General features: G+C 61.2%; 15 protein-coding genes and 1 riboswitch. Of the genes, 4 read left to right on the plus strand and 11 right to left on the minus strand.

From position 1 onward, the window contains the following. Positions 1-28: 28 nt before the first annotated feature. The 5 genes from HF682_RS07130 to HF682_RS07150 form a co-directional block, all read right to left on the minus strand. A complete protein-coding gene (locus HF682_RS07130; protein ID WP_205881923.1) occupies positions 29-2,833 on the minus strand; it encodes a M16 family metallopeptidase in 2,805 nt (934 codons plus the stop codon). A 26-nt stretch (positions 2,834-2,859) separates the two neighbouring features. Continuing rightward, a complete protein-coding gene (tgt, locus tag HF682_RS07135) occupies positions 2,860-3,978 on the minus strand; it encodes a tRNA guanosine(34) transglycosylase Tgt (RefSeq protein WP_205881924.1) in 1,119 nt (372 codons plus the stop codon). A 129-nt stretch (positions 3,979-4,107) separates the two neighbouring features. Next, entirely contained in the window at positions 4,108-4,842 is a 735-nt protein-coding gene (locus tag HF682_RS07140) for a helix-turn-helix domain-containing protein (protein WP_168876501.1), read from the minus strand. A 62-nt stretch (positions 4,843-4,904) separates the two neighbouring features. Beyond that, the gene (locus HF682_RS07145; RefSeq protein WP_168876502.1) at positions 4,905-5,525 is read right to left on the minus strand and encodes a 2OG-Fe(II) oxygenase; all 621 of its coding nucleotides are present in this window, start codon (positions 5,523-5,525) and stop codon (positions 4,905-4,907) included. Between the two features lie 17 nt (positions 5,526-5,542). After that, the gene (locus HF682_RS07150; RefSeq protein WP_168876503.1) at positions 5,543-6,274 is read right to left on the minus strand and encodes a pseudouridine synthase; all 732 of its coding nucleotides are present in this window, start codon (positions 6,272-6,274) and stop codon (positions 5,543-5,545) included. Positions 6,275-6,427: 153 nt separating this feature from the next. Here HF682_RS07150 and HF682_RS07155 point away from each other — a divergent pair, with 153 nt between their 5' ends. After that, positions 6,428-7,180: a type 1 glutamine amidotransferase domain-containing protein gene (locus tag HF682_RS07155; protein ID WP_168876504.1), complete on the plus strand. Its 753-nt coding sequence runs from the start codon at positions 6,428-6,430 to the stop codon at positions 7,178-7,180. Here the strand turns inward: HF682_RS07155 and HF682_RS07160 are convergent, their stop codons facing one another. Genes HF682_RS07160 through HF682_RS07175 form a run of 4 tightly spaced genes read right to left on the minus strand, consistent with a single transcriptional unit; the run spans position 7,181 to position 9,210 of the window. Further along, on the minus strand, positions 7,181-7,543 hold the full coding sequence (locus tag HF682_RS07160) for a cupin domain-containing protein (protein WP_168876505.1): 363 nt from the start codon (positions 7,541-7,543) through the stop codon (positions 7,181-7,183). A gap of 29 nt (positions 7,544-7,572) precedes the next feature. Then, positions 7,573-8,187 (minus strand): MarC family protein, encoded by a 615-nt coding sequence (locus HF682_RS07165; protein ID WP_168876506.1) that lies wholly within the window; start codon positions 8,185-8,187, stop codon positions 7,573-7,575. Between the two features lie 31 nt (positions 8,188-8,218). After that, entirely contained in the window at positions 8,219-8,617 is a 399-nt protein-coding gene (locus HF682_RS07170) for a DUF4406 domain-containing protein (protein WP_240947074.1), read from the minus strand. After that, on the minus strand, positions 8,617-9,210 hold the full coding sequence (locus tag HF682_RS07175) for an NUDIX domain-containing protein (protein ID WP_168876508.1): 594 nt from the start codon (positions 9,208-9,210) through the stop codon (positions 8,617-8,619). Before HF682_RS07175 ends, HF682_RS07170 begins: the two co-directional genes overlap by 1 nt. A 71-nt stretch (positions 9,211-9,281) precedes the next feature. Here HF682_RS07175 and HF682_RS07180 point away from each other — a divergent pair, with 71 nt between their 5' ends. The 3 genes from HF682_RS07180 (at position 9,282) to HF682_RS07190 (ending at position 11,255) form a co-directional block, all read left to right on the plus strand. Continuing rightward, positions 9,282-10,040: a DeoR/GlpR family DNA-binding transcription regulator gene (locus tag HF682_RS07180; RefSeq protein WP_168876509.1), complete on the plus strand. Its 759-nt coding sequence runs from the start codon at positions 9,282-9,284 to the stop codon at positions 10,038-10,040. Positions 10,041-10,110: 70 nt separating this feature from the next. Continuing rightward, positions 10,111-10,695: a TetR/AcrR family transcriptional regulator gene (locus HF682_RS07185; RefSeq protein WP_168876510.1), complete on the plus strand. Its 585-nt coding sequence runs from the start codon at positions 10,111-10,113 to the stop codon at positions 10,693-10,695. After that, positions 10,692-11,255: a hypothetical protein gene (locus HF682_RS07190; protein WP_168876511.1), complete on the plus strand. Its 564-nt coding sequence runs from the start codon at positions 10,692-10,694 to the stop codon at positions 11,253-11,255. Before HF682_RS07185 ends, HF682_RS07190 begins: the two co-directional genes overlap by 4 nt. Positions 11,256-11,262: 7 nt before the next feature. On the opposite strand, the gene ribB is transcribed toward HF682_RS07190, so the two are convergent. Together ribB and HF682_RS07200 are read right to left on the minus strand one after the other, a co-directional pair. Next, positions 11,263-11,907, minus strand: coding sequence for a 3,4-dihydroxy-2-butanone-4-phosphate synthase (gene ribB / locus HF682_RS07195; protein ID WP_168876512.1), 645 nt, complete (start codon positions 11,905-11,907; stop codon positions 11,263-11,265). A 110-nt stretch (positions 11,908-12,017) separates the two neighbouring features. Beyond that, positions 12,018-12,161: riboswitch (FMN riboswitch) on the minus strand. 69 nt (positions 12,162-12,230) lie between these two features. Beyond that, a complete protein-coding gene (locus HF682_RS07200) occupies positions 12,231-14,582 on the minus strand; it encodes a serine/threonine protein kinase (RefSeq protein WP_168876513.1) in 2,352 nt (783 codons plus the stop codon). Between the last annotated feature and the right edge of the window lie 59 nt (positions 14,583-14,641).

Here is a 14,641-nt window from a genome sequence, read left to right on the forward strand (position 1 = left end):
CCCACGAAGGGAACGGCCTCAACACCCATCAGGAACGTGGATTAAGCTGAGCGACCGACATGCCTTCCGCCGCCAGCCACGCCTTCAGCCGCTGGTTCAGCTGCTCGAGCGTGATGGCCTTGATCTGCGCTTCCAGTGCTGCGCGGTTACGCAACGGCCAGCCCATCAACCAGCGCCCCAAGGCCCGGCTGCGCAAGCTGGCATTATCCTGCTGCTCTTCGGCCAGCTGCCGCAGCAAGCGCAGGCGCCCCTCTTCCAGCTCAGTGGCCGTCACCCCCTGGGTGCGCAGATCGGCAATCACCCGCTCCGCTTCGCGCAATGCTTCCGCCGCATGGCTGGCCTCGCCGGAAAAGTGCGCTTCGGCAAAGAAACCTTCGTACTGTTTGAGTGAACTGTCCACCCACACGGAATACGTCAGTGCCTTGTCTTCACGGATGGCCTTGGTCAGCCGTCGATCCAGTACATCATCCACCAGGCGGCGCAACCACAGGTTTTCCTCACTAACTTCCGCCCGTGCGGTCAGGTACAGCGTGGTATCGCTCTTGCGGGCCGACACCTGCTTTTGCGAGTCGCTGCTGTGCTGGCGAATTTCACGGAATCCGCCTTTGGCCACCAGCATGTCTGGCGTTTCCGGCTTGAACCAGTTATCCGGCTGTGGCAAACCGCCAATCCAGGTCGCCAGCAAGGGCTTGATGGCTTCCGGGTCCATATCCGCCACAAACACAAACCGTAAAGCCGCCGGGTTGCCCCACAAACGGCGGGCGACAAACTTGAAGTCATCCTCTCCAGTCTGCCGTACCGTACCGGGCGAGGGCATCAGCTTGCGATAGTGCCCACCCCAGATCTTGTCCATCATATCTTCCTGCAATTGCAGGTCGCTGCGTGAAGACAACTCCCGGTTTCGTCCAATCCACATCCCCAGCCAGCCCCAGGTTTCGTCTTCCTCAAAGCGAGGCTGGGTCAGCCGCAGGTGAATCAACGACAAGAGGTTGGTCAGGTCTTGTATTTGCGCCTGCCCCTGCATGCCATGATCGTACGGATTGACATAATACTTCAGCCGCGCAGTCTGGGTCGCCAGCACCCAGTCCAGCTCGCCTTGCCGGAATGCACCGGCACCACTGTCGTTCAAGGCGCGGTCGATGATGGTCGCCGGGGCATACAGGGTGCGCGGCACAGCGGCCTCGCCGCCAAACATGCCAGCGGCAAAGCTCACCTGTTTGCCCTGATCCCGTGTGCGGTAAAACAGCGCCTCGGCACCGTTGCTGAAACGCCAGCGCACCCATGCCCCCTCCGGGTCGGCCTCTTCCGCCACCACGGTCCCAGGCTTGCCAGGGGGGGCAGACAATGGCCGCTCGGGGGCAGGCTCAAAGGGGGACAGGCGTTCCTGCGCCATACGGGCATCAATACGCAGCAACCTTTCCGCATCAGGCGCCTTGTAGCGCTCATTGCTACCGAGCCGGATCCAGTGGATGGCTTGTTGTTGTGACAGGCGCTTGGCCAAGGCATTGATTTCCGGCAGCAGGTCTTGCTGCAGCAAGGCCTGGACCCGACCCTGCTCATCAGCGGGAGACAGCGTCGTTCGGTCTCCATTCCAATCATTCAGCAAACGCTCCAGAACGGCCGACGACTCCAGATGCTCATCATCATCCAGTTGCGATTGCAGAATCACACGGGATTCCGCCTTGGCGCGCTCCCATTCCTGCACCGTGAAACCATGCTGACGCACACGCTCAAGCTCGGTGCGCATCGACTCCCACGCGCTCCCCAGATCATAGCTGGTCGGCCAGGCCCAAAGGGAACGCTGCACCTTGCCATCCAGCGTCGGATCGGTATCCCCGCGCACGCCCTGAAAGGCCTGGTTGGGCCGCAAACCAACGGCACGCAGTCGGTTACGCAGCATGTGATAGTGCAAGTAGTTGAGCAGATTGCTGCGGTATTCCGCCGCCGTGCGCTCAGGCGAATGCGGCTCTACCCAACTGAAACCGACGTAGTAGCTGTCCTGGTCCACTTTCATGACCACAGCGCGGGTTTTGTCTGCGTCCGGGATCCGTTCGGCCACAAATGGCTTTTGCTCCAGTGAGCGGGGAATGGCCTGCATCAATGGGCGCAGCTGCGCCTCCAGCTCGACCGGGTCAATGTCGCCAACCGCCACGACCTTCATCCGCTCCGGGCGATACCATTGCTGGTAGAACGCTTGCAGCTGCGCCACATCCGCCCTGGCTACCCACTCCATCTTGCCGATCGGTTTGCGCTGCAGATACGCGCTGCCGGCCAGCTCCAGATTTTCAAGCGGTGCCAGCTGTGCATCCCGGTGCTCGCGCAGCCGCCACTCCTCGGTCACGATGGCCGCTTCCTTGCGGGCATCTTCCGGGTCGAACTGAATGCCTCCTGCCCAATCTGCCAGTAATTGCAGCCCCTGCTTGAAACGGGCAGGCTGAGTGGTAGGCAAGGACAGCTCGTAGCTGGTTTCATTAAAACTGGTATGGGCATTGGTGTCCGGGCCAATGCGCATGCCGAGGGACTCGATGAAACTGGCGACATCCTGCTGCTGAAAATGGCGGGTATGGCGGAAAGCCAGGTGCTCCAGCAAGTGCGCGTAGCCTTGCTGCTGCTCGGTTTCCTGCATGGAGCCAGACTGCACTATCAGGCGGAGTTCAACCTTGTTACGGGGTACCAGGTTTCGTCGGATCATGTAACGCATGCCATTCGACCAGGTGCCTTGCACAACGCGGCTGTCTGCCACCAGCGGCGTGCTGGCAGCATCTGCCCACGCGACACAGGAAGCCACCAGCAACGCAGCGCCCAGCAAGGGTTTCCACAACGTGATCTTCATCTTCAAGCGCTTAGTTCCCAATATGATTAGTCCGTACCCCGCGCCCGCTCTTCGGCAAACTGACGGGTAAATTCTGCAAAGCGGCCGGCATCCAGCGCGCCACGCATGTCGCGCATCAGTTGCTGGTAGTAGTGCAGGTTATGGATGGTGTTCAAACGAGCACCGAGGATTTCCCCGGTGCGGTGCAGGTGGTGCAGATAGGCCCGGCTGAAGTTGCGGCAGGCATAGCAGTCGCAGGTTTCATCCAGTGGGCGAGTATCCAGCCGGTGTTTGGCGTTCTTGATCTTGATGTCGCCAAAACGGGTAAAGATCCAGCCATTGCGCGCATTGCGAGTGGGCATCACACAGTCGAACATGTCCACGCCGTGGCTGACGGCATACACCAAATCCTCCGGTGTACCTACCCCCATCAGATAGCGCGGGCTCTCCTTGGGCAGCTTCGGCGCCGTAAACGCCACCATGCGGTGAAACTCCGGCTTGGGCTCGCCCACCGACAGGCCCCCGATGGCATAGCCGTGAAAGCCAATGTCGGTCAACCCGGCCAGCGATTCCTCACGCAGATTCTCGTGCATGCCACCTTGTACAATGCCGAACAGCGCATTCGGGTTCTGCTGCTCGCCAAAGGCTGCCTTGGAGCGCTTGGCCCAGCGCAGGCTCAGCCGCATCGAATCCGCCGCTTGCTTCAGGTCCGCCGGATAGGGGGTGCATTCATCGAAAATCATCACGATGTCCGAGTTCAGCACCGTCTGGATGCGCATCGACTCTTCCGGGGTCAGGAAACACTTGTCCCCATTGACCGGGCTTTGAAAGCGCACGCCCTCTTCGGTGATCTTGCGCAGCGCCCCCAGGCTGAACACCTGAAAACCGCCGGAGTCCGTCAAGATGGGCCGGTGCCAGTTCATGAAGCGGTGCAGACCACCATGCGCCGCGATCACATCCAGCCCAGGGCGCAACCACAAGTGGAAGGTATTGCCCAGCACAATGTGTGCGCCGATGGTTTCGATCTCATCCGGCGACATCGCCTTGACCGAACCATAGGTACCGACCGGCATGAAGGCGGGGGTTTCCACCTCGCCGTGATTGAGGGTCACCGTACCACGACGGGCTTCGCCCTCGGTACGATGCAAACGGAATTGCAATGCCATGCTGCTCTCCTGCCAGTGGGCAAGACAGGCCCACGGCGTGACCGGACACCACACCCTGCGGGCCGGTTGAATCCAAACAAAAACGGGGCCGACACCCGGCCCCGCGCTCTACTGAAAATTATAGCGTTTTCATGCGGAGGTGTTAACTGGCCGCCGCATCGCAGTAAAGGTAGGGTGTTCCCACTCCCGGAACACCACCATCAGGCCACTGCCATGGCGTCCGCTCAGTGGCAGATGGTCGCTGGCCTGGTGTGCATCGGCAAACGCCTGCTTGAGCGACAGCAAGCGCTGGCGCAATTGGCCATGTGCAGCATCACTCAGCATGCCATGCAGGAACCACAGCTCCTGATCGCTGGCACCATTGACGAAATCCTGCTGTCCGGTATGGCGGAAAAACTGGCGGATGGGACCACCCGGCAGCCAGTCGAAATCACGCGCCACCTTGAGCTTGACCCGGTTGCCCGGATGCAGGTCGATCAGCCCCATGCGGTCGAGCTGGGCCAGGTGGCGCACGCAGAGCGGCAGGTCTACGTCGTAGACCTGAATGATCTCGTCCACCGTCCAGCTGTTGACCACACAAACCGCCACCAGCAACAGTGAAGGATCCGCCACCAGCGCCGCTTCCTGTGCCTGGCTCAGATGCGACAGGCGCGGCTCGTCTGCCAGCGCCACCAGATCAGCGAGCGACAACTCCAGCATGCGGCTCACCTGTTCCAGCCGCTCCAGGGTGAAGCGTTCACTGGAAAACAACCGCTTCACGCTGGCTTCGGACAAATCCAGTACCTCGGCCACCTGCTTGTAGGTCAGGCCGCGCTGGCGCAGTTGCTGTTTGATGGCATGAATCAGCCGGGCACCCTGTGACACATCGCCTCCGGTATCGTTTTTCGCTACCGGACAGCTTAAAGGATGCTACCGCTGACGACAAGTCAGCCGCGCAGCCGGAACCACCCCGTCAGGCTGACCCGTTCACGCTGGGCGGGCTGCACGGCATGCCAGAAACGCTCGGCCAGGAAAAACACTGCCGTTCCGGCTTGCGGCAGGATGTCGTGGTATGGACCGGCTTCGTCACTATCCAGCCACAGCCGCAGCGCCCCCCCGTCGTCCATCTGCCAGTCCGGGTTCAGATAGTAAACGCAGCTCAACACCCGACTGCGCTGCCCCTGAAACGCATCCAGATGGCGTCCATAGAAGGCCCCGGCCGCATAGCGGGCAAAGTGGCACTCATACTCCGCCAGCCCCATGAACAGGGCGCGATTGACCGCCTGCCGCACCGACTCCAGCCGCTGCAGATAGGCCTGCTGTGCAGCATCTGCCGTTGCCGGGTCCAGCCACATCACCTCGTCCGAGCGAATACCCTCCCGCACTGCAAACTGGCTGGCACGGCCGGTACCGGCCAGATGAAATCCGCCCGCGGCATGCACCTGCAGGCAAGAGGAACGCAACTGCTGCACCGTTGCAGGTGGGAGCAGACCCTCGGTCACCGCCCAGCCCGGTCCGGCCAGGGCATCTACCAAACGGTCCAGTCCGTCCGGCTGGCTCAGGTCCATCCGCATCACCTCAGCCGTCAAAACTGCTCATCCTCGCGCAGATAGCGCCACTGCCCTTGCGGCAGATCGCCCAGCATCACGCGACCAATGCGCACCCGCTTGAGGCCGACCACACGCAAACCTACCAGCTCGCACATGCGGCGAATCTGTCGTTTCTTGCCTTCTTGCAGGATAAAGCGCAGCTGATCCTGGTTCTGCCACCACACCCGTGCCGGTTGCAGCGCCTCGCCATCGAGTGACAGACCGTGGTTCAGCAAGCGCAGGCCCTGCTCGGACAAGCGCCCCTGCACCCGCACCAGATACTCTTTTTCAACGGTGGAATGCTCGCCAATCAGCCGCTTGGCCACCCGACCATCCTGCGTCAGTACCAGCAGGCCCACCGAATCAATGTCCAGCCGTCCGGCCGGGGCCAGCTCTCGCAAATGCGCCGGGTCGAAGGCGATGTTGCTGCGGTCGCCATTGAAATGGGTCTCCTGCGTCACCAGGCTGGCTGCGGGTTTGTAACCTTTTTCGGCCTGGCCGGAGACATACCCAACCGGCTTGTTCAGTAAGATGGTCACTCGCGCCGCCTGCCGGGCGGTCGCCTGTCGCATCAGCTCGATGCGCTGGCTGGGCAGCACCTTGCTGCCGAGTTCGCTCACCACCACGCCGTCCACCTTCACCCAGCCCCGGGCAATGTAGTCGTCCGCCTCTCGGCGTGAACACAGCCCCAGTTCGGCCATGCGTTTACTCAAACGTAGCGGTTCCATCGACAACTCCTGACAAACAACCGGCTATTGTAGCGGCTTCCCGCGCCCGCGCCGAGCCGGAGCGGTCAAACGGTCAAGTTGCTCGTTCCGGGGCTGGACTTCTCACGGCAAGTCACTACCATAGGGACATCTTTCTGACTGGCAGGACACTCCATGGCCAAAGTGCTGATGCTGTTGCCCGAACGAGACTACGATCCCACCGAGGCCGCAGTCCCTTGGGCAGCACTGCGCAAGGCCGGGCACGAGGTGATCTTTGCCACGCCGGGCGGTCAACCCGCCTTTGCCGACCCGCGCATGGTCAAGCACGGCTTTGGCCTGCTCAATCCGCTGCTGATGACACGCCCTGATGGTCTGGCGGCCTACCGTGACATGTGCAGTGACCCACCTTTTGCTCACCCCATTCGCCATCAGGACTGGGCCAGCGTGGAGCATGACGCCCTGCTGGTGCCGGGAGGCCATGCCCAAGGCGTGAAAACCCTGCTGGAAAGCGAGGCCGCGCAGCAATGTGTGGTGGCCAGCTTTGCGGCCAATCTGCCGGTGGCTGCCATTTGTCACGGCCCGGTCCTGCTGGCGCGCAGTCGCATGGCCGATGGCCGCTCGGTACTGCATGGCCGCAAAACGGCTGCATTGACCTGTGCTCTGGAATACAGTGGCTGGCTGATGACCTGCTTTTGGCTGGGCCGTTACTATCGCACGTATCCGACTACCGTCCAGGCCGAGGTCAGCGCCGCGCTGGCCTCAGCGGACGACTTTGTGAGTGGTCCCTTGCCGTTGCGACGTGACCGCCGCGACCACCCGGAGTACGGCTTTGTGGTGCGCGACGGCCAGTATGTGTCCGCCCGCTGGCCGGGAGACAGCCATGCCTTTGCCGCTGCGTTTGTCGCCCTGCTGGCCGAGCAGCGCTGACTAGCGCTTTGACTCGAAGATCACATACAGCTTGCTGGCCGGCTGCAGCACCTGCCATACCCCGACAAAGCCCGCCGGAATCACAAAACTGTCGCCCGCACGCACGGTAATGCTCTCCCCCGTCGCGTCGGTGATTTTGACCTCGCCCGTCAGCATGTGGCAGAACTCGTGCTCGGTGTAACGCACCCGCCAGGTGGCTACCTCTCCCCGCCACACGCCGGCGTGGAATTGGTCGCTTTCATCCGAGTACACATTGCGCACCGCCTGCCGACCGTCACCCGCCAGCAGCTTTTCCGCATCCACCACGTAGTTGTCCTCTACCGCAGCAGCGGTAGCAAACAGGACGATATCGGCAACATTCATACAGGCTCCTGCCGCAAGGCGGCGCATGATCAATGCGGTAGCTGCTGCAGCTCCCGCACAAACTTTTCAATCCCGGACAGCAACATCTCAATGGCAATGGCAGTGAGGATCAGCCCCATCAGCCGCTCAAACGCCATGGTCACCTTTTCGCCCAGGAAGTCCGCTATGCGCTCGGCGAAGCCCAGCACCACGGCGGATACCAGCATGGCAATGGTCAGCGCCAGAATCCACGATCCCAGCCGGTCTGGCTGGTTGGACACCAGCAGCAGCACGGTCGCAATCGCCGACGGCCCGGCAATGAACGGTATGGCCAAGGGCACGATAAAGGGTTCCCCATGCATCTGGTGGCCAAAGATGCCTTCCGGATGCGGGAAGATCATGCGCAGTGCGATCAGGAACAGGATCACTCCGCCGGCAATACCCAGTGATTTGTCGGACAGGTGCATCAAGTCCAGCAGGCTGCGGCCAAAAAAGACAAAAAACAGCAGGATCAAGAAGGCAAACAACACTTCCCGGATGATGATGCGGCGGCGACGTTTGGGATCGACCTGCTTGAGCAGGCCGATGAACAAGGGGATGTTCCCGAGCGGGTCGGTCACCAGAATCAGCAGGATGGTGGCAGATACAACAGATGAAGCTTCCATGATTCAAAACGGCAAGGTTATTAAAAACCTATTATAGCGGTTCAACCGCATCCTGAATGTATCCGCCCGCCGCGGGTACCGCTTCCAACGTCTGAAACACTGGTTTTCCCAGTTGTTGTGCTACGGCCACCATGCGGTCAGCACCACGGGACGGCCCGCCAATGCGCAACACCCCATCGCAATGCGCCAGCAGGCGTTCGGCATGCGGATGAAAGTGCGCGTCCCATAGTACGTCGCCTGGCCCGTGACTCCCTGCCAGGCGCAGCATGGGCAGTGCCAGCCATTCACCGAGCACGGGCATAAGGCCCTGCTGATACAGCGCCCAGGCAACCGACTCCATGGCCGCCACATTGGCAGCCAGTTTAGCTGGATTATCGCCGGTTCCCGAACGGTAAGGGCCAGCCACCAGAATCATCAAGGATTGGCTCATCATGCCGCCTTGGTGAACAAGTGCAGGGCTGCGTACTGCAGCAACATGATGGTCTTGGCATCACAGATCTCGCCATGCTCAACCTTCTGCATGGCCTCAACAAAAGGCATGAGCACCACCTCGATGTCCTCACCCTCTGCCTCCAGCCCGCCACCTTGCCCGCTACGCTGGCCGGGGTCAAAAGGTGCCACAAAGAAGTGCAGACGTTCGGTCACCGAGCCGGGGCTCATGAAGGCCTCAAATACTTTCTGCACATTCCCTACCTGGTAGCCCGTCTCTTCCTCAACCTCCTCACGGATGCGATGTTCCGGATCTGCCGCATCCAGCAACCCCGCCGGGGCTTCCAGCAAGAAGCCATCGTGCCCGGTGACATACGCGGGATAACGAAACTGCCGCACCAGCACCACTTCCTGCGTCTGTGGGTGGTAGAGCAAGATGACCGCACCATGACCGCGGTCGTAAGTCTCGCGGCTCAACGTCTGCCAGCGGCCATCCCTCCGCAGAAAGTCAAAGGTCGTGGTTTTCAGCACATACCAGTTGTCCGACAGCAGGGTAACGGTCTTCACCCTGACGCGCTGCGTTTCTTCTGCCATGACACCCCCTTGTTTCGATCACCCACACAGTGTATCGTGCAATTTCATGCAAAAACAAGAATTTTCGTGCAATGCTAACCCAACAACGACGCCAGTACATTCTTGATCTGTTACAGCAGGAAGGCGAGGTGGTCGCCAAAGTGCTGGCGCAGCAATGGTCGATCTCGGAAGACACCATCCGGCGCGATTTGCGCGAGATGGACAAGCAAGGTTTATTGCAACGGGTACATGGCGGCGCCCTGCCGCGCTCTCCCGCGCTGGCCGATCTGACAACCCGGTCAACCTTGTGCGGCGAAGAAAAGCAGCTAATTGCTCGGCACGCGCTGACCCTGATCCAGCCGGGAGACATGGTGGTACTGGATGGTGGCACCACCACCCTGGCGCTGTGCCAGCAGATTCCAGCCAGCCTGCGAGCCACCTTTGTGACCCACAGCCCGCCGATTGCCATGGCACTGGCACAGCACCCGCTACTCGACGTCGTGTTGCTGGGCGGGCGCTTGTATCGTCACTCGATGGTGGCGGTGGGCGGCATGACGCTGGAAACCATTCAGCAGCTGCAACCGGACCTCTATTTCATGGGAGCCAGCAGCATCAATTGCGAACAGGGTGCCAGCACAGGCGACCCGGAAGAGGCGCTGATCAAGCGTGCTCTGGCTCGGCAGGCACGCGCCTGCTGGTTGCTGGCCTCCAGCGAGAAGTTCGACACGCATTCACCCTGCCAGATCCTGCCCGCATCACAGCTGCCTGACATGATCGTCAGCCCGCAACTGTCCGTCATCGTGCGTGAACGTTTGCAGCAGCTAGGCTGTCGGGTGCTTGTGGCAGTGTGACCCTGCACAAAGGTTAGCAATCGCTAACCTTTGTGCTATCCTTGCGGCTCTTTCCCATCGAAAGCCGCTGATGACTGCCCTGCCACCCTGGCACCACCCGTCCGACGCTGCAGGCAAACGCACGCTACTGACCGCCGCCATCCGCTTGATGGGGCAATATGGCGTACACGGTACCAGCATCCGCCAGCTGGCCGACGTCAGTGGGCTCAGCAATCCCGCGCTGTTCAAGCATTTTCCCAACAAGGAAGCGCTGGTTCTGGAGCTGTTCCGTCGTTGCTATCTGGCGCTGCATGACCAACTGCGACAGATCCTGCAGCAGTCACAACCGCCTCAGGACACCCTTCGTCAGCTCCTGCAATGCTTCAGTCACTGGCTGCAACACTATCCGGATGCCCTGCTCTACCTGAATGAGCACTTCATCTCCTTATGGGCACAGCTGTCACCCGAAGACCAAGCCCGCAGCGCATTACCGCTGTTACACGCCTGGCTGGAACAGCGCCCCCTGCCCGGCAGTGTCAGCCTGCGTGCAGCCATCCTGGTGGGCACGCTAGGGCAGCTGGCCCGTTTGCGCTTCTACCGGATTGAAGTCCCTACCGATGCCGAGAGCCTCTACGCCCAGCTGGCCCCCATCCTGCTAGGAGAAACCTGCACATGAAGTCACCCCTGCAATGGTCACGCGGGCCACAACTGATCCTGCTACTGGGGCTGTTCCTGACCGCCTACCTGCTGCTGAATGCCACCCACTTGCCGCTGTCGATTCCTGCCTATCGGGATGCCAACGGCGGCTACACCATCCTCAACCTGCTGCCATTTTATGACGCAGACACGGCGTATCGTTATCTGCAGCAGCTGACCCCACAGGCCATCACCATCTACCGCAACATCGTGCTGATGGACGCACTGTGGCTGATTCCGGCCTATACGCTGCTGTTTTCCCTCGGCATCCGGCATGCCAGCCAGTGGCGTAGCGGCGGGCACAGTGGTCGTGTTTGGCAATCGCTGAGCCTGCTGCCCTGGCTGGCGGCATTATTGAACTACATTGAGGACGCGATGATCTTGTATCTGATGCAGGAATTTCCGCAGCGCCATCTGGCGCTGGCCACCCTCTGTGGCGGGCTGACAACCAGCAAAACCCTCCTGCTGGTCATCAGCCTGTGCAGTTGCCTGGGGCTCTACCTCAGCATTGCGCTGCGACGCCCCAGAACTTCACGGTAAGACTCGCTTACAGGCCGCTACGCTGACGGTAGCGCACCAGCTCGTCGATGGTCAGGCTGGGCAACTGGTGCTGGCGAGCATAAGCCTCGATCTGCTCGCCGCGTGCCATGCTGCCATCCGGATTCATCAGCTCACACAGTACCGCGGCGGGCGAGAGCCCGGCCATCCGCGCCAAATCCACCGAGCCTTCGGTGTGACCCCGCCGCACCAGTACACCGCCCGTCTCGGCACGCAGCGGGAAGACATGGCCGGGACTGACCAGATCCTCCGGCCGGGCCTGTGCTGCTGTCGCGGCACGGATGGTGGTCACCCGGTCTGCGGCGGAGACGCCGGTGCTGACACCATGCCGTGCCTCGATGGACACGGTGAAGGCTGTGCCATAGCGGCTCTGGTTGTCACTGACCATGGGCGGCAGTTGCAACTTTTGCAAGGCTTCATCCGGCATGCACAGGCAGACAATGCCGCTGCAATCCCGAATCAGCATGGCCATGTTCTCCACGGTCAGCCGGTCGGCAGCGACGATCAGGTCGGCCTCGTTTTCACGGTCATCGTCATCCAGCAACAGCACAGGACGACCCTCCCGCATGGCCTGCAAGGCCGCAGCCATACGGCTTTCCAGTACCGGATCAACAAGATGGGACAAATTGGACATTTGAAACGCTCCTCGTAATGATACAAACGAAAAACGTTTCAGGGCGATGCCGCCAGCGATCTGGCGGACAGACAGGCGAACACCGACGGCCACGGCTGTGGCATCGGGGTTCACGTCTTCTCTCATCCGGACTGTAACCGTCGGCTCTGGCATCTCACCAGATCTGCTGACCCTGCCGGTAAGGCAGGCGCTCGCGGGCTCGGCCTTTCGGCCATACCGCCGGTGGGGACTTTCACCCCGCCCTGAAGACGTACTTATATGTGCACAGCCTCTGCCATGCACAGCCGCATTCTGCCAAGCCCTTGCCCACAAGGCAAGCGGGTTCAGGCCTGCTTCTGCCGAATGGCCAGTACCGCCTGGTTACGCAACGTTTTGAGCAGGGTCAGCTCTTTGCTGCCCAGCTGCAATGTATTTGCCAGCGCCTGGTCAGCATAGAACATGCCCACCAACCGCTTGTCCACCTGCAAGGGCAGGATCAGGAAAGCCTCTGCGCCAACGATACGGCGGAACCATGCGGGTACCCGCTCGGCAATATTCGGGGCCGACGCATCGTCAATTTGCACGTCCAGATTCTTGGCCAGCGCCAGCTGAAACACATCCTGCGCGCCATCCAGTGGCAGCACAAATTGCTGCTGCATGCGCGCCAGATCCGCCCCATAGCCAAAGCGGGCCTGCAGCCGGGGTGAACGGGCATCCCGCGCACAGAACAGCACGCGCTGAAATCCCATGCCGCGGTACATGGTTTCCAGAATCATGTTGATCAGGTCGTTCAATTTGAAATCACTCACCAGACTATTGGTGATGTCCTGAATCCCTGCCGACAGGATCGCCTGCGCATCCGGGCGCTCGGTGGTCATATCACTCACCGCCGCTTGTCGCGCCTGCTGATGGGCCTCCTCCAGCAGTTCGCCGGGGTTGCCCGCTGCAGAAGGCATGATCGCGCCACTCAGGCCCGTCCAGTCCTGCATGCGTTGCAGGAAATCGCCACCCCCGGCATCCAGCCCGAAATAATGCGCATCCCGCGCCAGATCGGCCAGCGCCGCTTGCAGCAGTTGCAACTGTTCTCGCGCACGCATGCCGCTCGCCGCACCATAGCGCTCTGCCAGCTGCACCATCAGTTTGTCACGCTCGGCCACCGCGCTGGAAGTGGCCAACTGTGTCAGCTCTCCGGCCAGGTTGGCGGAAAGTCGCAAGCGATCCGTGTCAGCATGTGGGGTCGGCACCCGCTCACTCGTGTAGCCATGCAGGGCTTGCACCAGCCGGTCCGGGAAATTCCACTCCCTTGCAATCCCGACACCCAGCTCGGCATAGCTCAGCCCCAATACCTGCACCACCGCCGCCGCCTCATTGCTACCTTGTTGCTGTCTACGTTCAATTTCCTGGTATTCGTCATGCAGGTAATAAGCGGTCAGCAGCTTGCCGATCTGGTAGAACATGCCGCCAATAAAACTCTCTTCCGTGCTGCGCAAGTTCAGCTTGCGTGCCACCCCTTTGGCCAGCAAGCCCGAGAGGAAGGTGGACAACATCAGCTCACGCAGGTGGCTGGCCTGACTGCGGTTCTGCAAATGCTCAAACAGCACCAGCCCGATGGCGAGATTGCGCACAGCCTCAAAACCAAGGATCATCACCGCCCGCGAAATGGTGCTGATGGTGCCGCCAAACTGGCCATAGGTCGCGGAATTGACCATGCGCAGCAGCTTGTTGGTCAGGGAAAAGTCACGCAGGATGGTTTCTGCCAGCCGGTGAATGCTCTCAGCGTCCGCCGCGACCAGCTTGTTGATGGCAGAAATGGAGCGCGAGAGCGCCGGGAAGTCTTGCGCGTGCTGCAAACGGCGCAGCAGAAAGTCCAGCGTGGTCTGCCCGGTGCTACTCCCCTCTGCTTGCAATGGAGGGGCCAGAAAAGCCTCCAGTGCAGCCAGCATGTCACTCGCCTGCGCGTAGCGCTCGCCCGCCTCCTTGTTCAGTGCCACCAGCAGCACATGCTCCAGTGCAGGGGGAATCTCCGGCTGCAGTTGCGAGGGTGGGGTGATCGGGACATGGGCAATCCGGTGAAACACCGCAAACAGATTGTCACCGGCAAAGGGGCTGTGCCCGGTCATCATCTCGTAGCCCAGCACGCCCACCGAGAACACATCGGCGGCCAGTCCCAGAGTGCTGCCATGCACGGCCTCGGGGGGCATGTACTGCGGGCTGCCTGACACCGTATCGCCCGACACCCCGACCGGTGCGGCAACCCCGAAGTCCATCAGCCGGGCCTGGTCATTCAGGTCCAGAATCACATTGGCGGGCTTGATGTCCCGATGCAACAATCCCTGCGCATGCGCGACCGTCAAGCCGGACAGCACATCGCGCAGGATGCGGGCCGCGCGATAGGGTTCCAGTCGCCCGGAAAACCGCAAGTGATCGGCCAGGCTGACGCCATCGACATACTCGAACACCAGCACCGGCGCACCATCCTGCGTCAGCACATCGTAGAGCTGTACAATATGGGGGTGCTGCAGACGGCTGACGGCGCGAGCTTCGTCCAGCAAGTCTGCTTGCTGCGCCACGTTCTTGTCATGCCAGACCTTCAGCGCAACCTGTCGGCCCAGTACCGGGTCCCGCGCCAGCCAGACCGTCCCCTGCGCCCCTTTGCCCAAGGTGCGGATCAGCTCAAAACGACCGATTGCCGCCATGCGGCCTCACCCCAAATGCAGATACACACTTGCAGTGTAGACCGTGCGTCCTGCGCTTG

Source organism: Leeia aquatica (assembly GCF_012641365.1).
Classification (GTDB): domain Bacteria; phylum Pseudomonadota; class Gammaproteobacteria; order Burkholderiales; family Leeiaceae; genus Leeia; species Leeia aquatica.